The sequence below is a fragment of the Pseudomonas parasichuanensis genome (genome assembly GCF_021601385.1).
In the GTDB taxonomy this organism is placed as follows: Bacteria; Pseudomonadota; Gammaproteobacteria; order Pseudomonadales; family Pseudomonadaceae; genus Aquipseudomonas; species Aquipseudomonas parasichuanensis.
Genome location: NZ_BQHO01000023.1, coordinates 48,971 through 74,373, shown reverse-complemented (window position 1 = coordinate 74,373; position 25,403 = coordinate 48,971). Strand labels below are relative to the sequence as shown.

General features: G+C 64.1%; 24 protein-coding genes. 10 read left to right on the top strand and 14 right to left on the bottom strand.

Going from position 1 to position 25,403, the window contains the following annotated elements:
- The first annotated feature begins 1 nt into the window (after position 1).
- Positions 2 to 601, top strand: coding sequence for an SAM-dependent methyltransferase (locus L6D77_RS18300; protein ID WP_232884536.1), 600 nt, complete (start codon positions 2 to 4; stop codon positions 599 to 601).
- On the top strand, positions 598 to 1,251 hold the full coding sequence (locus tag L6D77_RS18295; RefSeq protein ID WP_232884537.1) for a glycosyltransferase: 654 nt from the start codon (positions 598 to 600) through the stop codon (positions 1,249 to 1,251). The genes L6D77_RS18300 and L6D77_RS18295 overlap by 4 nt, the downstream gene beginning before the upstream one ends.
- 16 nt (positions 1,252 to 1,267) lie before the next feature.
- Here L6D77_RS18295 and ku read toward each other — a convergent pair whose 3' ends face one another.
- The gene (gene ku / locus L6D77_RS18290) at positions 1,268 to 2,104 is read right to left on the bottom strand and encodes a non-homologous end joining protein Ku (RefSeq protein WP_232884538.1); all 837 of its coding nucleotides are present in this window, start codon (positions 2,102 to 2,104) and stop codon (positions 1,268 to 1,270) included.
- Positions 2,105 to 2,113: 9 nt separating this feature from the next.
- A complete protein-coding gene (locus L6D77_RS18285) occupies positions 2,114 to 2,251 on the bottom strand; it encodes a PSPA7_2676 family Cys-rich small protein (protein ID WP_232884539.1) in 138 nt (45 codons plus the stop codon).
- Positions 2,252 to 2,482: 231 nt separating this feature from the next.
- Between L6D77_RS18285 and L6D77_RS18280 the strand changes: the two genes are divergently transcribed.
- From L6D77_RS18280 to L6D77_RS18255, 6 genes are read left to right on the top strand one after another with little or no spacing between them, the layout of a single operon-like run.
- Entirely contained in the window at positions 2,483 to 3,820 is a 1,338-nt protein-coding gene (locus tag L6D77_RS18280) for a UDP-glucose dehydrogenase family protein (RefSeq protein ID WP_232884540.1), read from the top strand.
- Positions 3,808 to 4,782, top strand: coding sequence for an NAD-dependent epimerase (locus L6D77_RS18275; protein WP_232884541.1), 975 nt, complete (start codon positions 3,808 to 3,810; stop codon positions 4,780 to 4,782). Before L6D77_RS18280 ends, L6D77_RS18275 begins: the two co-directional genes overlap by 13 nt.
- A gap of 35 nt (positions 4,783 to 4,817) precedes the next feature.
- Positions 4,818 to 5,561 (top strand): glycosyltransferase family 2 protein, encoded by a 744-nt coding sequence (locus L6D77_RS18270; protein WP_232884542.1) that lies wholly within the window; start codon positions 4,818 to 4,820, stop codon positions 5,559 to 5,561.
- On the top strand, positions 5,558 to 5,830 hold the full coding sequence (locus L6D77_RS18265) for a lipid-A-disaccharide synthase N-terminal domain-containing protein (RefSeq protein ID WP_232884543.1): 273 nt from the start codon (positions 5,558 to 5,560) through the stop codon (positions 5,828 to 5,830). The genes L6D77_RS18270 and L6D77_RS18265 overlap by 4 nt, the downstream gene beginning before the upstream one ends.
- 3 nt (positions 5,831 to 5,833) lie before the next feature.
- Positions 5,834 to 7,390, top strand: a complete 1,557-nt coding sequence (locus tag L6D77_RS18260; protein WP_232884544.1) for an ArnT family glycosyltransferase — start codon at positions 5,834 to 5,836, stop codon at positions 7,388 to 7,390.
- Entirely contained in the window at positions 7,387 to 8,349 is a 963-nt protein-coding gene (locus tag L6D77_RS18255) for an SdiA-regulated domain-containing protein (RefSeq protein ID WP_232884545.1), read from the top strand. The genes L6D77_RS18260 and L6D77_RS18255 overlap by 4 nt, the downstream gene beginning before the upstream one ends.
- A gap of 18 nt (positions 8,350 to 8,367) precedes the next feature.
- Here L6D77_RS18255 and L6D77_RS18250 read toward each other — a convergent pair whose 3' ends face one another.
- From L6D77_RS18250 to L6D77_RS18205, 10 genes are all read right to left on the bottom strand, one after another.
- Positions 8,368 to 10,797: a TonB-dependent receptor gene (locus L6D77_RS18250; RefSeq protein WP_232884546.1), complete on the bottom strand. Its 2,430-nt coding sequence runs from the start codon at positions 10,795 to 10,797 to the stop codon at positions 8,368 to 8,370.
- A 465-nt stretch (positions 10,798 to 11,262) separates the two neighbouring features.
- Positions 11,263 to 12,240 carry a FecR domain-containing protein gene (locus L6D77_RS18245; RefSeq protein ID WP_232884547.1) on the bottom strand — a complete coding sequence of 326 codons (978 nt, stop codon included), beginning with the start codon at positions 12,238 to 12,240 and terminating at the stop codon, positions 11,263 to 11,265.
- Entirely contained in the window at positions 12,241 to 12,753 is a 513-nt protein-coding gene (locus L6D77_RS18240; protein WP_232884548.1) for a sigma-70 family RNA polymerase sigma factor, read from the bottom strand.
- A gap of 139 nt (positions 12,754 to 12,892) precedes the next feature.
- Positions 12,893 to 15,079 (bottom strand): TonB-dependent receptor, encoded by a 2,187-nt coding sequence (locus tag L6D77_RS18235; protein WP_232884549.1) that lies wholly within the window; start codon positions 15,077 to 15,079, stop codon positions 12,893 to 12,895.
- Positions 15,080 to 15,288: 209 nt separating this feature from the next.
- Entirely contained in the window at positions 15,289 to 16,986 is a 1,698-nt protein-coding gene (locus L6D77_RS18230) for a phosphoethanolamine transferase (RefSeq protein ID WP_232884550.1), read from the bottom strand.
- 36 nt (positions 16,987 to 17,022) lie between these two features.
- On the bottom strand, positions 17,023 to 17,346 hold the full coding sequence (locus L6D77_RS18225) for a hypothetical protein (RefSeq protein ID WP_232884551.1): 324 nt from the start codon (positions 17,344 to 17,346) through the stop codon (positions 17,023 to 17,025).
- A gap of 298 nt (positions 17,347 to 17,644) precedes the next feature.
- A complete protein-coding gene (locus L6D77_RS18220) occupies positions 17,645 to 18,988 on the bottom strand; it encodes an ATP-binding protein (protein WP_232884552.1) in 1,344 nt (447 codons plus the stop codon).
- Positions 18,964 to 19,629, bottom strand: a complete 666-nt coding sequence (locus L6D77_RS18215; RefSeq protein WP_232884553.1) for a response regulator — start codon at positions 19,627 to 19,629, stop codon at positions 18,964 to 18,966. The genes L6D77_RS18220 and L6D77_RS18215 overlap by 25 nt, the downstream gene beginning before the upstream one ends.
- Before the next feature lie 80 nt (positions 19,630 to 19,709).
- Positions 19,710 to 20,132: a hypothetical protein gene (locus L6D77_RS18210; protein WP_232884554.1), complete on the bottom strand. Its 423-nt coding sequence runs from the start codon at positions 20,130 to 20,132 to the stop codon at positions 19,710 to 19,712.
- A 15-nt stretch (positions 20,133 to 20,147) separates the two neighbouring features.
- Complete coding sequence (locus L6D77_RS18205; RefSeq protein ID WP_232884555.1) at positions 20,148 to 20,912, bottom strand: COG4705 family protein; 765 nt, start codon at positions 20,910 to 20,912, stop codon at positions 20,148 to 20,150.
- 234 nt (positions 20,913 to 21,146) lie between these two features.
- Here L6D77_RS18205 and L6D77_RS18200 point away from each other — a divergent pair, with 234 nt between their 5' ends.
- A complete protein-coding gene (locus L6D77_RS18200; protein ID WP_232884556.1) occupies positions 21,147 to 21,767 on the top strand; it encodes an ABC transporter ATP-binding protein in 621 nt (206 codons plus the stop codon).
- The gene (locus L6D77_RS18195; RefSeq protein ID WP_232884557.1) at positions 21,764 to 22,558 is read left to right on the top strand and encodes an ABC transporter permease; all 795 of its coding nucleotides are present in this window, start codon (positions 21,764 to 21,766) and stop codon (positions 22,556 to 22,558) included. Before L6D77_RS18200 ends, L6D77_RS18195 begins: the two co-directional genes overlap by 4 nt.
- Positions 22,559 to 22,567: 9 nt before the next feature.
- Here L6D77_RS18195 and L6D77_RS18190 read toward each other — a convergent pair whose 3' ends face one another.
- Together L6D77_RS18190 and L6D77_RS18185 are read right to left on the bottom strand one after the other, a co-directional pair.
- On the bottom strand, positions 22,568 to 23,977 hold the full coding sequence (locus L6D77_RS18190; RefSeq protein WP_232884558.1) for a hypothetical protein: 1,410 nt from the start codon (positions 23,975 to 23,977) through the stop codon (positions 22,568 to 22,570).
- Between the two features lie 385 nt (positions 23,978 to 24,362).
- The gene (locus L6D77_RS18185) at positions 24,363 to 25,385 is read right to left on the bottom strand and encodes a zinc-dependent alcohol dehydrogenase family protein (protein WP_232884559.1); all 1,023 of its coding nucleotides are present in this window, start codon (positions 25,383 to 25,385) and stop codon (positions 24,363 to 24,365) included.
- Between the last annotated feature and the right edge of the window lie 18 nt (positions 25,386 to 25,403).

Here is a 25,403-nt window from a genome sequence, read left to right as displayed (position 1 = left end):
CATGAGCCTCGACGCGCAGCATTTCGCCGATCTGTATGCCGAAAGCGATGACCCATGGGCCTTTCGCACGCGCTGGTATGAACGGCGCAAGCGCGACCTGACCCTGGCCTGCCTGCCTCGCCAGCGCTACGAGCGCGTGTTCGAGCCGGCCTGCGCCAATGGCGAGTTGAGCATCGCGCTGGCCGAGCGCTGTGCCGGCCTGCTGTGCCAGGACATCGATGCCACCGCCGTGGCGCTGGCGCGCCAGCGCCTTGCAGGCGTGAGCCATGCCCGCGTCGAACAGGGGCGCCTGCCGGGCCATTGGCCAGGCGGGCAGTTCGACCTGATCGTGCTCAGCGAGATCGGCTACTACCTGGCCCCTACCGACTGGCTGGGGGTGATCGAGCAATCGGTGGCCAGCCTGGCCCATGACGGCGGCCTGCTCGCCTGCCACTGGCGTCATCCCATCGACGGCTGCCCGCAGGATGGCCGCCAGGTGCATGCGCTGTTGGCCCGGCACCTGCCGCTGTACCCACTGCTGCGCCACGAGGAGGCGGACTTCCTGCTCGAATACTGGTCGTGCCAGCCCAATGCCGTGAACCTGGACGAGACCTGCCGATGATTGCCGTCATCATTCCCGCCCATAACGAGGCCCGCCGCCTCGGGCGCTGCCTGGCGGCCGTCAAGGTGGCGGTGGCACGCGCCGAGGCGACGGGCCTGGCGGTCGAGGTGCTGGTGGTGCTCGATCGCTGCGTCGATGCCAGCGCGCGCATCGCCCAACGCCATGGCGTGCATACCCTGGCGCTGCAGGCCGGCAACGTCGGCCTCGCCCGGCGCCTGGGCGCGGCGTGGATGATCGAGCGCGGCGCGCAGTGGCTGGCCTTCACCGATGCCGACAGCCGCGTGCCTGGGCACTGGCTGGTATCGCAGCTGCAGTGGCATGCCGATGCGGTCTGCGGCACGGTGCACATCGAGCGCTGGCAGAGCGCCGCCCTGCGCCAGCTGTACCAAAGCCTATACCAGGCCCGGGAGGGGCACCGGCACATCCATGGCGCCAACCTCGGCGTGTGCGCGAAGGCCTATGAACGGGTCGGCGGATTCCAGCCATTGCCCGCCCATGAAGATGTGCAACTGGTGCTTGCCCTCGAGGCCAGTGGCGCGCAGATCGTCTGGACTGCGGCGCACAGTGTGGCTACCAGCAGCCGGCGGGACAGCCGCGTTCGCCAGGGTTTCGGGGATTACCTGAGGGGGCTGGAGGCGCAGCTACCCTAGCGGTCTGGGGGGCTGGCTATGAGGCCTTGCGCGGCCGCTTGGTCGCCGGTTTCTTCGCCTTGGCCTTGCCGCCGAGGCTACGCTTGAGCAGCTCGGTAAGGTCGATGATGTCCGCGCCCTTCTGCGCCGACGCGCCCTCGCCTTTGTCCACGGTCTCGATCTTGCCCTTGCTGGCCTTTTCCTCCACCAGGTCGAGGATGGTCTGGCGAAACGCATCATGGTATTGCTCGGGCGACCATGGCCCGCTCATGTCCTGCACCAGGCGCCTGGCCATGTCCAGCTCGCGCTTGTCGAGCTTGCAGTCGGTCACGCTCTTGTCCAGCTCCAGCGCATCCAGCCCGCGCACTTCGTCGGGCCAGCGCAAGGTGATCATCACCAGTGCATCCTCCAGGGGGCGCAGCAGCACGAGGTGCTGGCGGGTATGCAGCACCACGGTGGCCAGGGCCACCTTGCCAGTGCTGCGCAGCGTCTCGCGCAACAAGGCGTAGACCTTGCCGCCACGACGGTCGGGGCTCAGGTAGTAAGGGGTGTCGAACTGTTGCAGCGGGATTTCTCCGGCATCGACGAAGGAGAAGATCTCGATGGTCTGGGTCGCCTCAGGCCGGGCCTTGCGAATGTCCTCCTCGCTGATCACCACATAGCGGCCCTTTTCATACTCCACGCCCTTGACGATGTTCTGCTTGTCGATCTCCTGGCCGGTGACCTTGTTCACCCGCTTGTAACCCACCGGCTCCATGCTGCGTTTGTCCAGCCAGTCGAAATCCACGCGCTCGGTGCGCACGGCGGTGTTGAGGGAGACGGGGATGTGTACGAGGCCAAAGCTGATCGCACCTTTCCAGATTGCCCGGGGCATGGTCGGCTCCTACGCGTGCAAAGGTTGGCCGGGCTGGCGGTAACGCAGCGCACCACAGCGTTCGCAGCACTGGCATTGAAGCCCGGCGATTTCACGGGCCAGTTGGCTGCGCCAAACGCAGCCACGCAACAGGCAGACGAGTTTCATCAGCCACCTCCCTGGCCCTGGGTTATCCGGGCCCTTACTCAAACTGACTGCGCGGCGCTGCGAAGGTTTATTCGGGATGCAGCCTGATCCGCGCCCGCCCTCAGGAGCGTTAACAATTTTTAAACAGAACTGTGACATCTATTTTCAGCTTGCTCACCAAGGATCGGGGCGCCTTCACGCCGTGCGCTGCCTTGTGCACGGCCTGCCCAGATTCGATCATGGAGTCGCTAGATGAAGGTTACGGTTTTCGGTACGGGTTACGTTGGCCTCACCCAGGCAGTCTGCCTGGCCCAGGTGGGGCATTCGGTGCTGTGCATGGATGTGGACGCCGAACGGGTCGCCGCCCTGAGCCAGGGGCACTGCCCGCTGTTCGAGCCCGGTCTGCCAGCGCTGCTGGAGAAGAACCTGGCGTGCGGCCGATTGAGCTTTACCACCGACGCCCGCCTGGCGAGCCACTTCGCGCAACTGCAGTTCATCGCGGTCGGCACCCCGCCCCTGGCCGACGGCAGCGCTGACCTGCGGCACGTGTTCGCGGTGGTCGACAACATCCTTGAACATGCCGACGGCCCCAAGGTCATCGTCAACAAGTCCACCGCGCCGGTCGGCACGGTCGACCGCATCAAGGCACGCATCCGCCAGGCGGTCGCCAATGCCGAGCAGTATCGGGTGATCAGCAACCCGGAATTTCTCAAGGAAGGTTCGGCGGTCGACGACTGCATGCGCCCGGAGCGCATCATCATCGGCGGCGCCGGGCCGGCCGAGCTCGAGCTGCTGCGCGAGTTGTACCTGCCATTCAGCCGCAACCGGGAAAAACTCATGGTCATGGATGCGCGCAGCGCCGAGCTGACCAAGTACGCCGCCAACTGCATGCTGGCGACGAAGATCTCCTTCATCAATGAAATGGCCAACCTGGCCGAGCACCTGGGCGCGGATATCGAGATGGTCCGCCGTGGCATCGGCTCGGACCCGCGCATCGGCTACGACTTCATCTACCCTGGCTGCGGCTTTGGCGGCTCGTGCTTCCCCAAGGACCTGCAGGCCCTGAGCAAATGCGCCGAAGCCGAAGGCTTCGAGCCGCAACTGCTGCGCGCGGTCGAGTCGGTGAACGCGCGGCAGAAGAACCGGCTGTTCGCCAAGATCGCCCGGCACTACCCCGATGGCCTGCGCGGCAAGGTCTTCGCGCTGTGGGGGCTGTCGTTCAAACCCAATACCAATGACATTCGCGAGGCCTCCAGCCGGGTCCTGCTCGAAGCCCTGTGGGCCGCAGGTGCCCGGGTGCAGGCCCACGACCCGCAGGCCATGGAGGAAATCCAGCGGCATTACGGCGAGCGGGCCGACCTGCAACTGGTGCCCTGCAAGGACGATGCGCTGCAGGGCGCCGACGCCCTGGTGATCGTCACCGAGTGGCAGGACTACCGGGTGTTGAACCTGGACGAGGTGCCGCAGTTGCTGAGCGACCGGGTGGTGTTCGACGGGCGCAACCTGTTCGAGCCCGAGCACATGGCCGCCGCCGGCCTGACGTACTACGGCATCGGCCGTGGCCAGGTGCAGCCGCCATGCCCGTACTGATCACCGGCGTTGCTGGCTTCATCGGCTTTCACCTGGCTCAGCGTCTGTGCCAGGAAGGGCTGGAGGTTGTCGGCATCGACAACCTCAACGGCTATTACAGCGTCGAGCTCAAGCAGGCGCGCCTGCAACAGCTGGCCCGGTGGCCGAACTTCCGCTTCCAGAGCCTGGACATCGCTGAGCCGGACGCCTTGCTCCAACTGTTTGCCAAGCAGCCCTTCAGCGAGGTGATCCACCTGGCGGCCCAGGCTGGGGTGCGCTATTCGCTGGACAACCCCGGGGCCTATGGCCAGGCGAACCTGGTCGGTTTTCTCAACGTGCTCGAAGCCTGCCGCCGATACCCCACCGGCCACCTGATCTATGCCTCCAGCAGTTCGGTGTATGGCGCCAACGCCAAGCTGCCGTTCAGCGTCGAGGACCCGGTGGAACAACCGGTCTCGCTGTACGCCGCGAGCAAGCGCGCCAATGAGCTGATGGCGCACAGCTACGCGCACCTGTACCGCATCCCCGCCACCGGCCTGCGCTTCTTCACCGTCTATGGCCCCTGGGGCCGCCCGGACATGGCGTTGTTCAAGTTCACCCAGGCCATGCTCGAAGGCCGGCCCATCGAAGTCTACAACCACGGGCGGATGGCACGGGACTTCACCTACATCGACGACATCGTCGAAAGCATCCAGCGCCTGCGCGGCAAACCGCCCCGGCCGGCCGAGGGGCAACCGCCCTGCCAGCTGTTCAACATCGGCCGCGGCCAACCGGTCAGGTTGCTGCACTTCGTCGAGTGCCTGGAGCAGGCTCTGGGCATCCAGGCAACCCGCAATTACCTGCCGTTGCAGGACGGTGATGTGCATGAAACCTGGGCAGACATTGCTTCTTTGGCGCAGTGGATCGATTACACCCCCAGGGTTTCGATCGAACAGGGCGTCAGCCAATTCGTCAGCTGGTACCGGGACTTCTACCGGATCTGATCCACGTACTCACAACAAGAACACAGGTAGGCCCGATGACTGAACAGCTTGACCTTTCGGTACTGATTCCGGCGAAGAACGAAGCCGAAAACCTGCCGGCGCTGCTGGCGGAAATCCGCAACGCGCTGCAAGGCGAGCGCTACGAAGTGCTGGTAGTGGATGACGGCAGCAGCGACCCGACCCTGGTCGTGCTGCAACAGCTGCGTACCCAGGGCTTTGAACAACTGCGCATCCTTCACCATGAACGCTCCCTGGGCCAGAGCACTTCGCTCTGGCACGCCGCCCAGGCGGCCCGTGGCCGCTGGCTGGCCACCCTGGACGGCGATGGCCAGAACGACCCGGCGGATATCCCCGGCATGCTCGCCCTGGTGCGTGCCAGCGAAGACCTGGCCGGCGGCATCAAGCTGGTGGCCGGGCACCGGGTCAATCGCCGCGACACCGCCAGCAAGCGCTGGGCCTCGCGCTTCGCCAACGGCCTGCGCAGCCGCCTGCTCAAGGATGCCACCCCGGACACCGGTTGCGGGCTGAAGCTGATCGAACGCGCCGCCTTCTTGCGCCTGCCCTACTTCGACCACATGCACCGCTACATCCCGGCGCTGATCCTGCGCCACAACGGCCGCATGCTGGTGCACCCGGTGAACCACCGGCCACGCCATGCCGGCACGTCCAAGTACGGCAACCTGGATCGCGCCCTGGTCGGCATTCTCGACCTGGCCGGGGTCTGGTGGCTGATCCGCCGCACCCGCCTGGACACCCGCCCGCAGGAGCTCGAAGGATGACCCGGGAAACCCTCTGGCTGATCGTCGGCTTCGCCGGCCAGGCCGTGTTCACCGGCCGTTTCGTGTTGCAGTGGCTGTACAGCGAGTACAAACGCCGCAGCGTGATCCCGGTGGGCTTCTGGTACCTGAGCATGCTCGGCAGCGCCTTGCTGCTGATCTATGCCATCTACCGCCAGGACCCGGTGTTCATCATCGGCCAGTCCTTCGGTTTCCTGGTCTACCTGCGCAATTTGCAGTTGATCGCCCGGTTCAAAGAGCAGAAGGAATAGCCCTTGCCCAGGTTCACAACCCCCAGAGCCCAATGCCTGGCGCTGGTCGCCCTGTCGCTGCTGCTGGTCGGTGCCGGCATCGGCTGGCGCCAGCCGATGAACGTCGACGAGGAACGCTTTCTCGGCGTCGCACTGGAAATGCTGCAGAGCGGCAACTGGTTCATCCCCCACCGTGCCGCCGAAATCTACGGCGACAAGCCACCCCTGTTCATGTGGACGGTGGCCTTGTTCAGTACCCTGACCGGCTTGCCCAAGGTCGCCCTGTACCTGCCCGGCCTGCTCTCGGCAGCCACCACCACCGCGGTGCTGTATGACCTGGGCCGGCGCCTGTGGAACAAGCGCGTCGGCTGCATCGCCGCCCTGCTGTTCCTGGCCACTTACCAAAGCTACAGCATCCTGCGCACCGGGCAGATCGACAGTTTCCTCGCCCTGTGGGTCGCGCTGGGTTTCTACGGCTTGATTCGCCACCTGCTGCTGGGTCCGGCCTGGGGCTGGTTCTATGCCGGCTGCGCGGCCATGGGCCTGGGCATCATCAGCAAAGGCGTGGGCTTTGTCCCGGCGCTGATGCTGCTGCCCTATGCCTGGGCGGTGCACCGGCGCTGGCGGGGCGTGGTGGCCATGCCCGGCCAGGGCTGGCGCTGGAGCCTGGGGCTGCTGTGGCTGCTGGCCGGTTGCGCGGTGTGGCTGCTGCCCCTGCTGCTGACCATCGCCCAGGGTGGCGGCGCGGCGGAGCTTGCGTACCTGAAAGAAATCCTGCTGCGCCAGACCGCCAACCGCTATGCCAATGCCTGGGACCACCGCGAGCCGTTCTGGTACTTCTTCGCCAAGGTCATCCCCAAGTACTGGCTGCCGCTGGTGCTTGCGCTGCCCTGGCTGGTACCGGCCTGGCGTCGGCAACTGCTCAAGCATGACGGGCGCTTGCTGGTACTGCTCGGCTGGGTGGCACTGGTGCTGTTGTTCTTCAGCCTCAGCAGCGGCAAGCGCAAGCTCTATATCTTCCCGGCGCTGCCCGGCCTGGTGCTGGCCATCGCGCCGCTGCTGCCCTGGCTGCTCAAACGCTGGTTCCAGCGCCGGCCGGCCTGGCGCAAGGTATTCACCGTGGTCGCCATGGTGTGGTTCTGCCTGTGGTTCGTGCGCGGCCTGGTCGAGCCGATCAAGGAGGGCCGCAACCCCCACGAAACCCTGATGGCCGATGCCGCCCGCGCCACCGGCGGCGCCGAACTGGTGCTGGTCAACTGGCGCGAAGGGCACTGGCTGTTCGCCCGCCAGCCGATCGTGCACTTCGGTTTCGGCAGCCACTCCTCTGCCGACAATGCCGCCTACTGGTTGCGCCAGCACCCTGGCGCATTCGCCCTGCTGCCGGCGACCGAGCTGGGCCGCTGCTTCAGTGCCGACAAGGCGCGCAAGCTGGGCGATACCTCGCGCGCCGAGTGGTATGTGGTGGGTGCCGATGCCGACACCGGCCAATGCCAGCCGGCCACCCCCAAACAGGTCTACCAATTTGCCTGGGGCGGTAGGCCCGGGAATCTGCAAGCCGCTCAGGAGAGCCCACGCAAATGACCGCCCAGACCCTGCCACTGCAACGCCGGCATTGGTGGAAACGCTTGAACCGCTGGAGCCAGGTCGGTGGCCTGACGCTGCTGGTGGGCATCAGCCTGACCGGCATCGAGGCCGCCCGTTCGTTCTGGCCCCAGCAGGTCTACGCCCACCTGAGCAACCGCTGGACCGGCGACACCGCACCGGGTAAGAACGTCTGGCTGCCGGCCTACCGGGTGGCGATCGATGCCAAGGTGGTGGAACAGAGCCTGAACAACCTGTCCGGCATCACCTACGACTACGACCGCGACCGGCTGCTGGCCATCACCAACGGTGTGCCCATGGAGCTGCTGGAGCTGAGCAAAAGCGGCGACATCCAGGCCCGTTACCCGTTGCTGGGCTTCCAGGACACCGAAGGCCTCACTTACCTGGGCAATGGCCGCCTGGCGATCGCCGATGAAACCCTGCAACGGCTGGACGTGATCACCCTGCCCGACCACCCACAGCCGATCAACGCCAGCCAAGCCCAGTGGATCACCCTGGACATCAACCCGACCCTGCGCAACAAGGGCTTCGAGGGCGTCACCTATGACGCCGTTCACGACCGCCTGTACGCAATCAAGGAACGTGAGCCGCGCCAACTGTTCGAGGTCACCGGCCTGCTCAAGGCGCTGAACGGCGGACCACTGCAGCTCACCGTCAGCGACCGGCGCAGCTGGGTCAAACGCAGCGTGTTCGCCACCGACCTGTCCGACGGCTACTACGACCCTGTGACCGGCCACCTGCTGGTGCTCAGTGACCAGTCGAAGAACATCACCGAGCTCGACGGCGACGGGGGTTTCGTCAGCATCCGCTCGTTGCGCGCGGCGTTCGGTGGCCTGGCCCACGATGCACCACAGCCGGAGGGCATGACCATGGACAGCGACGGCAACCTGTATGTGGTCAGCGAGCCGAACCTGTTCTACAGGTTCGACAAGCCCTGAGACCGGCTCGCCGCCGGCTCAGAAATCCACCGTGGCAGAGAGTTGCAGGGTGCGCGGGTAACCGGGCGAGATCGCGCCATAGGAGGCGACGCCAGACCAGTACTCGCGGTCGAACACGTTCTGCACCGTTGCCCGGAGGGTGGTCGGGCGACCGTCGATACGGGTGGTGTAGCGGCCGCCGACATCGAACCGAGTCCAGGCGTCGAGTTCCTGGGTGTTGGCCTGGTTGATGTACTGGCTGGCGGTGTAGATCGTGCCACCGGTCAGGGTGAAGCCTTCGATCCATGGGGTATCCCACTCGCCCCACAGGTTGGCCTGCAGTTCAGGCACGCCCACCGGCTTGTTGCCTTTGTTGGCGGCGGTGGCCGAGTCGGTCAGCTTGCCGTCCATCCCAGTCACGCCGCCCATCAGGCGCACACCCGGGCTGACTTCGCCGAACAGGCTCAGCTCGACGCCACGGTTGCGTTGCTCTGCCTGTACCGAGAACTGGTTGCCGGCGCCCAGCTCGCCGCTGGGCTTCTCGATCTGGAACAGCGCCAGTGTGGTCATGAAGCTGTCGCGTTCGAACTTCACCCCCAGCTCATGCTGCTTGCTGGTATAGGGTGCGAAGGCTTCACCGGCGTTGGCCGCGGTAGCGGGCGCGATGTCGCCCTTGCTCAGCCCCTCGACGTAGTTGTAGTAGAGCGAAACGTTTTCCCACGGTTTGACCACTACCCCGACCACTGGTGTGGTGGCGCTGTCGTCATAACGCGACGACACCGCGCCGGCCGCGTTGTAGTTGCGCGATTCGATGTCCTGGCGGCGCACGCCCAGGGTCAGTTGCAGCCGGTCATCCAGCACCGCCAGGGTGTCGGTCACGGCCAGGCCGGTCAGCTCGGACTCGGAAATGCGCAGCACCTTGGGCGCATTGATGTGCTGCTTGGGCACATCGACCGGGTGGTAGATGTTCGACAGGATGGCCGTGCCATTGTTGATGCCGCGGGACATCTCGTCCTGATAACGGGTGGCCATGATCGTCACGGTGTGGTTCACCGGGCCTGTCTCGAACAAACCACGCAGGCCCACATCGGCGGTGGAGCGGTCGACGTTGAACTTGTAGTAACCGGGGATATTGCTGGTATCGCCGGCCTCGTTGAGGATTCTTGGCACCTGGTCGGACATGCGCTTCACATCGGCTTTGCCGCCGCCGGCATGGGCAAAGACCGTCAAGGAATCATTCAGGTCGTATTCGCCGCCGAGCAAAGCGGACTGCTCGCGGGTGCTGGACCAGCCCCAGTCCTGCGGCAGGTTGGTGCGCCCATTGGCAGCCGAAGGCACGTCGATACCTGGGGCTACGGTGAAGGGTCGCGATGCGGCGTCCCATTTTTCTTTCTGGCTGATGAAGTCGAGGTTCAGGCGCAGACGCTCGCCTTTGTAGTCCAGGGCGATGGCACCGATATCCAGGGCGCGCTGCTGGTTGTCGATGGCCGTGTCACCTTGGGCCAGACTGCCGTTGAAGCGCACGCCCCACTGCTTTTCTTCGCCGAAGCGACGGCTGATGTCGAGGTGACCACCGGCCTGGCTGTCCGAGCTGTAGCTGGCAGTGAAGCGCGTCAGGTCCTCGGCCAGGGCGCGCTTGGGCACGATGTTGATCACGCCGCCGACACCGCTGTTGGGCGAGATGCCGTACATCAGTGCACCGGGCCCCTTGAGCACCTCGACCCGCTCGGCGTACTCGGTGAATACCCGGTAGTTGGGCGCAACGCCGTAGACGCCGTCAAAGGCCAGCTCGCCCAGGTTGCCCTCGCCCACCGGAAAGCCACGGATGAAGAACGAGTCGACAATGCCGCCGGTCTGCCCGGTGGAGCGCACCGACGGGTCGCGCTCCAGGGCGTCGGCCACAGTCACCGTCTGCAGGTCGGCGAGGGTCTTGGCGGTGTAGCTGGTGACGCTGAAGGGGGTGTCCATCACGTCCTTGTTGCCCAGCATCCCCAGCCGGCCGCCGCGGGCCACCTGGCCGCCGGCAAAGGCTTCCGGCAAGCTGTCGTGGCGCAGGCTGTTGGCTTCGATGTTGGTGGCGGCGAGCGTCAGGCCATCGCCTTGCTGCGCCAGCTTGACCAGGGTGTAGTTGCCGTTGCCCAGGGCCACCAGCTCAAGGCCGCTGCCGGCCAGCAAGCGGGCGGCGCCATCCTGCAGCGAGTAGCTGCCGTCAAGGCCGGCGCTGTGCAAGCCGTCGGTCAGCGCCGGTTCGAACGACAAGGCGATCCCCGACGCCACGGCAAAGCTGGACAGCACGCGGCCCAGCGGGCCAGGGCTGATGGCATAGGCCTGGGTGGCCACGGCGCTTTCGGCTTGGCCGAGTGCCACCTGGGTGCCTGCGGCGCCGGCCACCAGGGCCAGGCTCAACAGGGCGTTACGGACTGCGGTGGCGAGCGCACGCTCAGCGTGGGGACGGCTTGCAACAGGCATGACAGGAGGGTCCTTGTGACCGGATAAGGAGGGGTTCACTCCTGTTGCCAATCGAGATGGGGAAAAGTATCAGCTTGGGTTTAAAGATTTTCCTGGGGCGGTTTGAAACACATCCCTTTTGTATTTGAGGGCCATGGGCAGGACTGAAGGTTTGCAGCGCTCATGAAATCGAGCGCCGCCCGCGCGGCGCATCGCTGGCAAGCCAGCTCCCACATCTGTTTCGGGCCAATCATGCCTGTGAGGGTACCGCTGCCCGCCTTGGTGCATGTCTTAAGTCAGGTGGGGCGCCAGGGGTGCCCACTTCAATACCGCGTCATGCCAACAAGGCGGACAGTGGAGATAGGCCAGGAGTAACTGGCCCGAAACAAATGTGGGAGCTGGCTTGCCAGCGATGCGCCGCGCGGGCGGCGCTCGATCTCATAGGCGCAGAACATCCAACGTCGAACACCTTGCAGCCCCACCGCCCTACCGCGCAGAAATCAACGTCCAATACCCGCCCATGCGCTCTTCGACCTCCAGCCCATAAGTCGCCTGCAGCATGCCCAATGTGCGGCCCCTGTCACTGATCGGAAACGCACCCGACACCCGCAAGCCGCCGATCTGCCGGTCACAGCGGATGAACCCGCGCTGGTAGCGCGCCAACTCACCCGCCAGCTCGTCCAGGCGCATGTTGTCGGCCAACAGCATGCCTTGGGTCCAGAGCGTGCCGGCGCTGTCCAGCACCTGGCTCGGGCCCACTGCCTGGCCATCGAAATCGGCCTGCTCGCCAGCCGTCACGACCCGGGCCAGCCCCTGCCCGGCGCTGGCCGGCTGCACCCGCACAGCCCCTTCAAGCACCGCAAGATAGGTGCGCCCTGCCCGTTCACGCACGGTGAACCGTGTGCCCAACGCCTGCATCATCCCTTCCCCGGTCCCTACCCGCAGTGGCCGCGGCGGGACGACGATATCCGGCGCGGTCTGCACCAGCATCTCCCCGCGGTACAGGCGGATGAAACGCTCGTTGCCATCAAAACGCACATCAACGGCGGAGTCGGTATTGAGGATCAGCTGAGTGCCGTCGGCGAGTGTGACATCGCGACGCTGGCCAACCGCCGAGCGATAGTCCGCCGCCCATCCCGCCTGCTCGTACATACGCCAACCGGCCCAGCTGGCAGGAGCCAGGGCCAGCAAGACTGCGAGGCGGGTAATTGCCTGGCGCCGGCCCGGATCGCTTGGGCGATCCAGCGCCGACATCGACAGTGCCGGCGGCAGGCCACCCAGCTTACCCATCAGCAATTCGGCACGCGCCCAGGCCTGCTCACGTTCGGCACTGCTGCTGCGCCAGGCCACCCATTCAGCCTTCTGCCCTGGCGTGACTTCGCTGTCGCTCAGGCACATCAGCCACTCGGCAGCCTCCGCCAGTGCTTCGGGGTCAGGCTCGACGCGGGGATGTTCGGCGCTCATTCAGTCAACCAACTTCAGGCACTGGAGAAATGCCTGCTTCATGTAGCGCTTGACGGTAATCAGCGAGACGCCGAGCTGCCCGGCGATGTCCTCGTACTTCATCCCGGCCAGCTGCGACAGCAGGAACGCCCGCCTGACCAGTGCCGGCAAGGTGTCGAGCATCGCATCGATTTCATGCAGGGTTTCCAGGATCACCAAGCGCGTTTCCGGCGACGGCGCCTCGGGGGCTGGCAGCTGCTCCAGCGCGGCCAAGTACGCCCGCTCCAGTGACTTGCGCTTGCACCAGTTGGCGAGGATGCCACCGGCGACGCAATTCAAGTACGCGCGGGGCTCGTTGAACACCGTGACCTTGGACGCCAGGATGCGCGCGAAGGTGTCCTGCGCCAGGTCCGCTGCATCCATCGCGTTGCCCAGGCGCCGCCGCAAGCGGTTGTACAACCATCCGTGATGGTCGATGTACAGCGCTTCGACAGTAGCCAGGTGATGGTTTTGTGCGGGCTGGGCTTCGCGCATTGGGCGATTCTTTTTATGTAACTGAGAATTGTTAGCAATGCTAAGTGACACCCAGACCACAATGCAAGGCCCGAAAACAGAGGCGCCCGATGGTCTACAACCGGGCGCCTTGAGGGTATTGCTGCCAATGCAGCCGAGGTCAGAACCTGAAGTTGGCGGTCAGCTCCGCCGAGCGCCCAGGTGCGACCGTGGCGAACAGGCCGACGTGCGAGGCATCGTAGATGGTCTCGTCGGTCAGGTTGAGTACGTTCAACTGCAGGTCCAGGTTCTTGTTGAGCTTGTAGGCCAGCATCGCGTCGTAGCGCCAGTAGTCATCGATGCTGACGGTGTTGGCATCGTTCATGTAGCGCTGGTCCATGTAGTTGGCCCCCGCGCCCACGGTCCATCGATCATCCAGGTCATAGGACGACCACAGGCTGAAGCTGTTCGGCGCGATGAACTTGGAGCGGTTACCGTCGTTGCTGCCATCGCCGCCCGACTTGACCACTTCGGCATCCAGGTAGGTGTAGCCGCCCCAGACCGCCCAGGCGTCGGTGATGCGGCCGGTCACGCCGAACTCGATGCCGGTCACGCGCTGGTCGCCGTCCAGGGCCACCAGCCCGGTGATCGGGTCGGTCACCCGGGCGTTGGTCTTCTCGGTACGGAACACCGCAGCGGTCAGCGACAGCTGTTCGTTGAACACGTCCCACTTGGTCCCCAGCTCGATGCTGCGCGACTTTTCCGGGTCGAGGTTGGCCTTGTTGCCATTGAGGTTGCCGGCCCCGGCACCGTCGGCGCCGCCGGACTGGGTGTTCTCGCCCGAGGGGTTGGACGAGGTGCCGTAGGACAGGTAGATGCTGCCGTTGGGCATCGGCTTGAACACCACGCCCACCTGGTAGTTCCACAGCTCGCTCGAAGACGAGGCGCCGCCCTCTACCCGGTTCTTGACGTCGTAGTCGTCATAACGCAGCCCCAGGTTCAGGTCCCACTGCTCATGCAGCGCCAGGGTATCGAAGGCGTGCAGCGACTTGACCTCGGTCTGGTACTTGCTGGTCACAAGCCCCGTCCCTGGCAGCAAGGTCCAGCCGCCATCGTGCGGATTGGGGTTGTACAGGTCACCCGGTCGGCCGTTGTTGCCAGCGTGCTTGTCCTTGTCGGTAATGGTCTCGCGGCTGACTTCCAGGCCGGCGGAATAGCTGTGCTTGATGCCGCCGGTATGGAAGCTGCCGAACAGGTCGGTCTGGTTGAGCACCGAGGTGTTGACTACGTTGCGCGGGCGGAAACCCCGGCCTACCAGGCCGTCCTGCTCCTGCGCGACGTTGGCGAACACCGGGCGGCTCATCACGTAGTTCTGCATGCTGCGCCCACCGCGCAGGGTGTTGCGCACGGTCAGCTCTGGGGTGAACTCGTGTTCGATCAGCAGGGTGGCCAGGTCGGCGGAGGTCTTGCGGAAGTCACGGTCAACCAGCCCGTAGAAGTTGTCCCGGTCGACGTTCACAGGCTTGTTGGTGATCAACGAAATCGGGTGGCCCTGGTCGGGAATGTCGTCGGTTTCCTGGTGGTAGTAGCTGGCCGTGACCCGCGTCGGGCCCTGCAGGCCCCAGGTGATGGTCGGGGCGATGCCCCAGCGCTTGACCTCGACGTCATCGCGGCCGGGAGTATCGGCTTCGTGCTTCATGGCGTTCAGGCGAAACGCCAGGTCCTGCTCAGGCAGGTACTGGTTGATGTCCAGGGTATTGCGCCACAGCTGGTCGGTACCCATCGTGACGCTGCCGGCGATGAAATCCTCGGCCTTGGCGGCCTTGCTCACCAGGTTGATCGAGCCCCCGGTGGAGCCCCTGCCGTTGTAGGCCGAGCCCGGCCCCTTGACGATCTCGACCGACTCGACGTTGAACGCCTCGTGGGACATGCGGCCAAGGTCGCGCAGACCGTCGATCTGGATATCGGTACTGGCTTCGAAGCCGCGGATGAACGGCCGGTCGCCCAGTGGCGTACCGCCCTCGCCTGCGCCCAGGGTAATGCCGGGGGTGGTGCGCAACACGTCGGTGAGCGAGGTGGCGCCGCGCTCCTTGATCAGGGCTTCGTTGATGATGGTGATCGACTTGGGCACTTCGCGCAGCGGTGCGGTGAACTTCGGCGACGACATTTCATCCACTTTGAACGTCTCGGCCTGATGCACACCTTTTACATCGGTCGCATCCAGTTCAAGGATCGAGTCCGGCTTGGTTTTGCCGGCCTCGGCGGTTTGCGCCAGGCTCGCGGTCGAGCAGGATGCCAGGGCCAGACCGAGCGCCGTGTAAAGATGTGGAGATTCCGCGCGGCGGGTTGTTGTTGGAGTGCTTGCCATTTGATTGCCATCACCTGAGAAATGATGCGCAATCCTATTTGCGATGCATTATTGAACAAAGTTCATTTACAAAATTTACGCCAAGTAACTTTATATGTCACAAATTAAGTTACATATGTTTAGTTACATATACTGGGTAACACTTAGCGCCCCCCTCAGAACAGTGACGACAAGGCTTTCATGACCTTGCCGCCCGTTCGCAAACCGCCCTAGTGTTCAGCTACCGAACCCAGCGCTGGCAGCTCCCCGGCAAGCTGCCCGGGCTGGCACGGCTGGAACATGTCCAGCGACTGCTGGTAGATCGACGTTTGCACATCCATCAGCCCCAGCACCGAGTGGAACAGGTTGTCATGGGACAATTCAGCCCCGCTGCGCTGCGCCATGCAGCCCATGGACACACCCCGCCTGGCGGCCAGTTGCTGCGACATCCACAGCACCATCGGCACATGCGTCTGCTCCTTGGGCGCCATGGCGTACGGCAGGCCATGCAGGTAAACGCCCTTCTCCCCCAGCGATTCGCCGTGGTCGGACACGTACAGCATCGCGCTGTCGAAGCGGTTGGCGTTGCGCTTGAGCACATCGATCACCTGGCCCAGCACATGGTCGGTGTAGAGCAAGGTGTTGTCGTAGGCGTTGCGGATCGCCTGGTCGTCGCACTGGTCGAGCTGGTTGTCGCGGCACACCGGCGTGAAGCGTTCGAAGGCCGCCGGGTAACGCTTGTAGTAGGCCGGGCCATGGCTGCCCTTCATGTGCAGCACGACCACGGTATTGCCGGTGCGCTCATCGAGGTAGGCCTGCAGGCCCGACAGCAGCACTTCATCGAAGCACTCGCTGGTGTTGCATGCCTGGGCGATGCCGGCATGGGACAGGTCCTCGTTCGGCACGCGATCACAGGCCCCTTTGCAGCCGGAGTTGTTGTCGCGCCACAACACGGAAACGCCTGCACGCTGCAGCACGTCCAGCAGCCCTTCGCGGTGGTTTGCGTACGAGTTCTTCCAGTCCTTGCGCCCCAGGTCCTGGAACATGCAGGGCACGGAAACTGCCGTGGCGGTGCCGCAGGAGCTGACATCGGTGAAACTCAGCACGTCGCGACGGGCCAGTTCAGGGTTGGTGTCCCGCTCATAGCCATTGAGCGAGAAGTTCATGGCCCTGGCGGTTTCGCCCACCACCACGACCAGCAGCTTGTTGCGCCCGCCCACGCCGGCGTCGGCACGCTGATGTGCATCAAGGCCCACCTGAACGAAGGCTTCGGGCTCGTCCAGGGCGTGCTTGGCGTAGCTGTGCACCGCGCCCAGCACATTCGAGGGCACCAGGATCAGGCGCACTTCACGGTTGTTGCGCAGCAGCGAGGCATACGACTGGTACTGGGTTGCCAGGATCACCCCGACCATGGCCAGCACCATCGCCAGGCTGCCCAGGCGCCAGAGGGCCTGCTTGCGCCAGCGCGGCCGGGCCAGCGGCAGACGCCAGAGCACCAGCACCGGCAAGACACCGGTCGCCAGCAGCCAGAACACCAGGCCGGGGCTGAGCAGGTCCATGGCCTCGGCGGTGTCCGTCTGCAGCATGTTCATCAGCATCGAGGCGTCGATGACAATGCCGTAACGGGCGATGAAGTAGCTGGCCGCCGAGGCGACAACGATCAGCACCGCCAGCACCGGGCGCAACAGCCGCCCCCAGCACAGCGCCCACAGAATGATGAAATGCCAGGCGAACACGAACAGCGGCAGGCTGATCAGAAACAGCGGATTACCGTTGTCGAAGCCATCGATCGCCCGCCACACGGTGGACCAGAACACCGCGTTGACCACCACGGTCATCCAGAGTGCGACCAAGGCAATGGCAAACAATGGGTTTACACCCTTTTTTAGCCGCGACAAAACCTGGGAAAGTACACTTTCCTTGTTCATGAACCCACTACTCCAAAACAGCTTGGCACTGTCGATTTAATGATGTGTTGTAAGTTTTTGCCTACAAATAAGTGCATGGCATTTATTGATCAGCACCGTGCCCCACGGAATGACCAGGCCGATGCTGGATAATGCGAACAACAAGGTGTTGCGTTCGGCAAGCCGCATAAAGTCCAGCACCGCGCAGCCCAGCACCAGAGCCAGACCGGTTGCCGCAACCATGCCTGGATTACCAGGGTGTGCACGTGTCAGCGGATGGTGGCGGATATAACCCACCAGCCACAGAAAGACCCAGGTCATGATCGACGCCATGAACAGCATCAGAAACAAAAGGCGGTAACCGAACATAGAATCAGGCACGACACAAATACCCCTAGGGGCGCACGGCCATCGTTATAAAGTTCCCAAGATGAAAAACTTGTTAAAAAAATCTAGTGGGAATATTTATGCCGGGCTCGTTTGCCAAGCAGGTCGGTGGGGGCAATGAGCAATACAGCGCAAGCGGTCATTGCACCGCGAGAACGGTTGGCACGGGGGGGGGGGTTGTAAAAAGCTGAAAGTAGCGAGCATGGGCAGACAGTCCTTGTCCAGGTTTGAGAAAGTGCTATCGATACTCTAGCGGGTCAGTGGCCATCCGCCAGCAACGCGCAGACATTTCTCACACAGGCCAGCGCAAACGTACCTGCCAGCCACGGCGCAGGATGACATCTACGAAACCTACATCGATGGACCCGCCTGTGCGCTGAACGATGGTCCGCACGATGGACAAGCCCAACCCGGAGCCGTCCTCCTGATTGCCCTGACCGCGATAGAACGGATCGAACACCCGCTCCCACTCCTGCGGGGATATGCCGGGGCCATCGTCGCGTACACAAAGCTCAACACCGCCTTGGGTCCTCACCATCTGCACATCGACATGCCCTCCTGGCGGCGCATGGCGAATGGCATTTTCCACAAGGTTCTTGATCACCGCGCGCAGTTCGACTTCGCGGATAGCCAGGTGAACATCCTCGCCTTCTATGCCGATATCCAGGTGCTTGAGCTCTGCCAGCGGCATCAGGTCCTCCAATACCAATCGGCATACCCCGTGCAGCGACACACTGCCGGCAGGTTGCGCACCAAGCTGGGCGCCCGCCAACGCCAATAACTGCTCGACAAGCTTACGGCTCCTGCCAATCCCCCGACGCAGTTGCATCAGCTGGGCCTTGGCACGTACGGACATGGGCTCGGCCTCGAGCCCCTCGGCCTGCAGCGACAGGGCCGTCAGCGGCGTGCGAAGTTCGTGGGCGGCATCGGCGACGAAGCGCTGCTGCCCTTCCAGCGTGCGTGCGACACGCTCGAGCAGACGGTTGATCGCCTGCACGAACGGGCGAATCTCACTGGCCAACGCCTGGTCATCGATCGGGCGCAGGTCCTGGTCTTCCCTGCTGTCGAGCATCGCCGCCAGGGTCGCAACAGGCCTGAACAATTTACGGATCAGGTCGGCAACCACCAGCAACAGGACCGGGAACAGAATGGCGAACGGCAGCAACGCGCGCCAGGCGCTTTCCCGCGCATCACGGTTGCGGCTGCCGATTTCCTGGGCCACGACGAAACGGGCACCGGCGCCATCCTTGCCTACCAGCACACGAAAGGGCTCGTCCCCCACCGCCACGGTCGACAGGCCATCGGCCACCGTGACGGGTATGGGCAACGGCAGCCGGCTGTCATCGCCGTGGCTGGCGCTGTTACCGTCAGCCAGGTACTGAATGACGATACGGGTTTCCTCGTCATCCTCCACCACAGCTGGCTGGCTGCCAGCATAGTGGAACCCCATGCCCTGGCGCAGATACAACGCCGCCACCTGGCGCAGGCTGTTGTCCTGGAACTCCAACGCTTCATCGTAGGCCGAGACGTAGCTGAAAATGCCAGTCAGGGTCGCCACCAGCAGGATCGCCACCGACAGCGCCAGCGACAGGCGCAGTTGCAGCGAATGGCTCAGGCGCCTTTTGAGACCATCCATCCCAACCCCCTGACATTGCGGATCACATCCTTGCCCAACTTGCGCCGCAGGGCGTGGATCAGAAACTCCACGGCGTTGCTCTCGACCTCGTTGCCCCAGCCGTAAAGGCGGTCTTCCAGCTCGGCACGGGAGAGGATCGCCCCAGGCCTGACCAGCAATGCCTGCAGCAAGGTGAATTCGCGGTTGGACAGTTGCACGGCTGGCTGATCGAGCACCCGCGCACATTTTGAGGCGGGGTCCAGGCTGACGGTGCCATTGCCCAGCTCCGGGGCGGCGCGCCCGCCTTTACGGCGCATGACCGCGCGCATCCTGGCCAACAATTCGGCCATCTCGAAGGGTTTTTGCAAAAAATCGTCGGCACCGCCGTCCAGCCCGCGCAAGCGGTCATCCAGCCCGGGGCGGGCGGTGATGATCAGCAGCGGCACCGGGTTGTCCGCGGCGCGCAGGTGCTGCAACAGTTGCAGGCCATCCTGCCCCGGCAGCCCAAGATCGAGCAGGACCTGATCATAAGTTTGCGTGCGCAAGGCCGATTCGGCAGTCAAGCCGTTGTCGACCCAATCAACGGCGTAACCTGCCGCTTCCAGTGCCGAATGCAGCGCCTGCGCGATCATGCTGTCGTCCTCGACCAACAATATTCGCATCGCGATTCCCTAGGTGAGGCGAGTGAGGGAACGATAGCCGTCCCGGTGGCGAACCGGAAGCCTGGCGCTCCCCCACTGGATCAGCCCTGTCGCGGCCCCTGCAGGCTGTCGAAGGTTTTCAACAGGTCTTGCATCGCGGCCTTGCAGTCGGCCTGGGCCGGTTGGCCGGCACGCAAGGCGTCGAGCGAGCGGTCGATGGCCTTGTCCAGCAAGTGCCAGTCACTGGCGGCGCGGGGCTTGATACCGGCCTCGGCATCGTCCCAGGCTTTCTCCAGGTCCTTGATCCGCGCCTTGGCGCCGGGCAGGTCCTGGGCGTCGACCTTGGCTGCGACATCCTGGGCGATGCCACGGAACACGCTCAGGTCGCCCAACTTGCTGGGCGCATGTACCCCGGCGCTGGCCTGTTGCGGATCATCGGCCTTGGAGCAGCCCTGGGTGGCACCCAGTACCGTGGCCAGGCAGGCGATGGCCAGGGTGGTGGACAGCATGCGTTTGCAGATCATGGGAATACCTCGTTTCTAGGGAGCAAGTCGTTTGGACTGGATGGCGCCGAGCTGGGCAACGCCGACCAGGATGAAAATCACGCAGAGGAACATCGCACTGGTCCAGGTGGCGCCCATGCCGAGGCCGCCGTATTCGCGGGACTGGGTCAACAGGTCGCCCAAGGATGCGCCCAGCGGACGGGTCAGGATGTAGGTGATCCAGAACACCAGCACGGTGTTGGCCCCCATGCGCCAGGCCAGCAGGCATACGCCGATCAAGGCACCGAAAATCAGCGTGCCGATACCGAAGCCAAGGCCCAGGGCCTCGGTGGCCAGGTCACCACCGGCCGTGCCCAGGGCGAAGGTGCACAGCACCGTTGTCCAGTAGAACAACTCGCGGCGCGGGGTGACGATCTCGCGAATGGAAAGGTTGCGCTCCATTGCGTACCAAACCGCGAAGTTGCACACCAGCAACAGCGAGAACACCGCCGTGCTGGTGTAGAGGCTGACGTCCAGTACATCGGTCAGGATGTCGGTGATCTGGGTGCCGAGGATGCTCACCAGCACCACGCTCAGCCAGTAGATCCAGGGCTCGTACTCACGCTTGCGCAGTTGCAGGGCCAGCGCGGCGGTCAACAGCAGGGCCATCACCACACTGGTAATGCCCAGCCCCCAGCCGACATCGACGGCGAGAAAGTCGGCGAAGGTTTCGCCAACGGTGGTGGACATGATCTTGATGATCCAGAAGGACAGCGTCACTTCCGGGACTTTGTTGAGCCAACCTGAGCTCGGTGCGTTCATCGCGGCTCCCTCCTCGGATCCGGTTGTGATTTCAGGGAGGGACCTTACGGATGAAAACTTAGGTGGGCCTGAGTACCGGCGCTGGTTGTCGATGGCGGGCTCTGACACACTGCCTCGCACACCCAACTCGTGCGAGAACGCCCTGTGTCATCACGCCCTTCCCCCTCCGAGCACACGCCGGCGCTGGTCGAAGCCAGGCAACTGGGGCGAACGAATGCCACTGGGCAGGCGGCCTTGCTTGCACCTGCCGACTTCAGCCTGTTCGCCGGTGAGCGCGTGGCGCTCAGCGGCAACTCCGGCGCCGGCAAAAGTGTATTCCTGCGTTTGCTGGCGCTGCTCGACGCGCCCAGCAGCGGTGAAATCATCTGGAGGGGCAGCCCCGTCACGGCCCAAACCATGACGCGCTACCGCTCATGCGTGTGCTACCTGGGCCAACGTGCGGCGCTCGTAGACGGTAGCGTCAGGGATAACCTGCAGTTGCCGTTTAACTTGAAAGCCCTGCGCCCGCGCACCTTCGACCTTGAAGCGGCGAATGAGCTTTTGAGCCTGGCCGGCAAGCCGCAAGGCTTCATCGACAAACCGGCCATTGAACTGTCAGGCGGAGAAGCGCAAATCGTTGCCTTGATTCGCGTGCTGCTGATGCAACCGCAGGTCATCCTGTTCGATGAGCCCACGTCCGCTCTCGACCCGCACTCGGCAGCCGCCGTGGAGGCGTTGGTGATGAACTGGTTCAATGCCCAGAGCCAGGCCCGCGCCTACATCTGGGTTTCACACGATCACGCGCAGGCACAAAGGATGAGTAGCCGCCAGCTGACGATGCAACAAGGCACCCTGCTTGCCGGGTACCGCACATGAACTACCAGAGCCTGTCCTATGCCGACCTGGCCATCGCCTCGACGCTGATACTGATCAACGGCGTGCTGTCGCTGCTGTTGAAGCTGCAGTTGGAGCGTCAATTGCTTCTGGCTGCCGTGCGCACCGTGGTGCAGCTGCTGGCCATTGGCTACGTGCTGGGCTGGGTGTTCCGCTTTGCCCAATGGTATGTGGTGCTGCCCTTGGTGCTGGCCATGACCCTGGTGGCAGGGCATGCGGCCGCAGGGCGTGGCGGGCACCGCCATCAGGGCCTGCTCACCGACAGCGTCGTGTCCGTCTGGCTGAGCTCCTGGCTGGTCACGGCCGTCGGCCTGTTCGTGGTGCTGCGGATCCGCCCCTGGTACGAGCCCCAGTACGCCATTCCGATCCTCGGCATGATCCTCGGCAACACCCTGACAGCGGTGTCCCTGGGCATTGACCGCATGACCCGTGAGCTCAGTACCAACCGCGCCGTGGTCGAGATGATCCTGGCCCTGGGCGGCACCCGCTGGGAGGCCGCACGGGCCGCCGCCGCCCAAGCGGTAAAGGCCGGCATGATGCCCACCCTGAACCAGATGACCGTGGTTGGCATCGTCAGCCTCCCGGGCATGATGACCGGCCAGATCCTCGCCGGGCAAAGCCCTGCGGAGGCCGTGCGCTACCAGATCGTGATCATGTTCCTGATCGCCGCGGCATCAGCGTTGGGGACCGTATGCGCGGTGCTACTGACCTTCAATCGGCTGTTCTCGACGGCTCACCAATTCATGCCGCACAAACTCTTGCCCAGGCCATGAACATCGGCGTCATCCTCGGCGGTGGCGCTGCGGGTAAGCCACCTCTTCTATCGGGCGCGGCAGCATCCGCAGCCACAGGTCACGCCGCGCCAACACCTGCGCCTGCAGGTAAACCTGCGGTGGCAACGTACCGGCGTACAGCGCCCGCAGCTGCGCCAACTCCAACCCGCTGACATCCACCAGCCACTGGCTTACCGCAGCCGGGCAAGGGCGCCCCTGCAGTGCTCGGTGCAGGTACGGCAACGCCACCCGCATGCGGGGGTGACAACGCTGTACATAACGCTCAAGGTTGCGCCCCCGCGCCTCGAACGGCGTGAGCAGCAGGCAGACCAGTTGCTCTTCGGTCACCCCATAGGCCTGGGCGAAACTGGCCTGGGCCTGCGAGGCGTATTCCTCTGTCCAGGCCATCTGGCTCTGACCGAGCCTGTGCAACAAACCTTGTACGCCCTCGCGATAGCCAAGCAGGCTTACATACTGCCCACGCAGCCCGTGCAGATGCGCCAGCGCCAGCGGATCAAACAGCCCCGCCGGCCCCTGCAGCTGACACGCCAGCACCTCCCGGCGGCCCAGCATGCGTTCGAGCGAAGCGCCATCGTCCAGCTGCAGCAGGTCGTCAACCGCGACCACACGCAGGGGGCGCGCAGCCTGGGATAGCGGTGCCGCTTCGCCGGGCTGCACAGGGTCGGCCAGCCTGTAGCGCAGTTGTGCCAGTTGCTGCGCCAGCGCACGTGCACACTGCGGCAAGACCGGTGGCGCAGCATCGCGGGCCATGCCCAGGCAGCGCCGGGCCCAGCCCAACAGGCGACGGCGCTGCCTGGCCGGCACCACCGTGACCAGGGCATCGACGCCACCTTCAAGGTCCGCATCGGCCAGTGTCTGGCTCAACCCCTCTGCCAGCCCCAGGTAGGACTGGCCGCCGAGCAAAGCATCGGGCTGCCCACTACACAGATGACCGTACAGCAGCCAGGTCTTGCCGGCCTCGCCTAACTGCCCGACTCCATTGAATTCGCTGGCAACAAAAGGCGCCAGGCGCTGGCCGTCACTTAGCAGCAGCTCGACCCGCGGGTCGTCATGGAGGAACAAGGCACTGAAGCAGCGCTCATGGCTGGCCAGCGTCGCGCGGTCCAACCCGGGCAACCTGGCAACGACTACACGCAGGCGAAAGGTCGCGTGATGGCGAATGGCGATGCTCAATTGCGCCGCGCGCAGGTAGGCCAGTATATGGGCGCTGCGCTGGTCGCCCCCGTGCAACAGCACCAGACGCAGGCCAGCGATCTGTGTATGGCCACCCCCAATCACCAACAATCGCTGCATCAACAGCTGAATCGAAGCGCGCTGCGCCTGGTTCAGATGCTCGAAGATACGTTGCAACACTTGTTGATAAACAAAGTGCATGGCCTGGTCATGGGTATTGTTCATGTGATCACTCCACTTTCCTGATCGAATTCAGATCGAAAAGCAGAGTTTGGCAGATGAATATAACCCCGACTTTGAAGGAAATTTCCTAAAACAACGAAAGATAACGGGACGGTAATATCCCCGTCATTGTCACAGGCCAAGCCACACCCCGCAGCTACCGGGCTCTGCGGCGCAAAATCTACGGTTTTCCGCCAACAAGGTGACAGACCGAAACATAAAAACCATGAATAGCCGCCACAAAGAGCACCTGATTAAAGTTGCATCTGGTTAACGTGCAGAATTATCTGTTATATGAACGAAAAATCTTAAATTCCTGTAGGACGCATCCGAAAAAAAGCCCGAGACAATGCTCGGGCTTTTTAATGATGGCAACAGTCGCTGGCGATCAGTTCACCGCCATGTCCAACACCACACGCCCTCCACAGGGGCACTCGTCCATATGGCGATGGGCCGCGACCACCTGGTCGAACGGATACACCTTGATGATCTGCGGTGTCAGCAGCTGGTCGGCGGTGAACTGGTTGATGTCACGCAACGCACGCTGCAGGGCGACCTGGTCCTGGGCAATGCCCAGCTCAGGCTTGCCGGTGAAGTTGCCGATGCAGTGCACATGGAACTGGATGTTCTTCTGGAACGCCGCGCAAGCCGGGAACGGCGTCTGGTTGCCACCCTGCAGGCCATACAGCACCAGGCTGCCGCGCGGTGCAAGTACGTCGCCGAGCAGCGACATCTGCGGCCCGCCCATGCCGTCGAGGACCATGTCCACGCCGCGGCCATGGGTGTACTTGCCGACCTGCAGGACCAGGTCCTGCTCTTCGGTGACGATCACCTTGTCCGCACCCAGGCTGAGCAGGTATTCACGCTGCTCCGGCTCCTTGGTGGCGGCGAACACCTTGAGCCCCAGGGCCTTGCCCAGTTGCACGAACGCCGGCCCAGCGCAGTGGCTGGCATCGGTGACCAACGCGGTCTGGCCGGCCTTGGCCCGGGCCAGGTCGACGTAGGCGAAATAAGCGATCAACAGCGGCGTGTAGTGCACGCTGGCCTCGATCGGGGTCAGCACGTCGGGGTAACGGGTGATGGCGCTGCGCGGCAGCACGATCACATCGCCATAGACAGGGTGATCATTGGGGCTGGTGGCCGGGAAGCTGGCGACCCGGTCGCCCACCGCAATATCGTCCACCCCTTCGCCAACCGCCATCACCACACCGGCCATCTCGTGGCCGATGCCAGCCGGCAGCCGCGCCTGGGACGGTGCCAGGTTCTGCCGCCAGAGCACGTCGTACCAGCTGATGCCGATCGCCTCGACGCGCACCTGCACTTCGCCTGCGGCCGGGGACGGATCGGCCTGCTCCTCGCAACAGAGCACATCGGCCTGGCCGAACTTGTGGAAACGGATCATGCGGGACATCGCATACCTCGCCTGTGT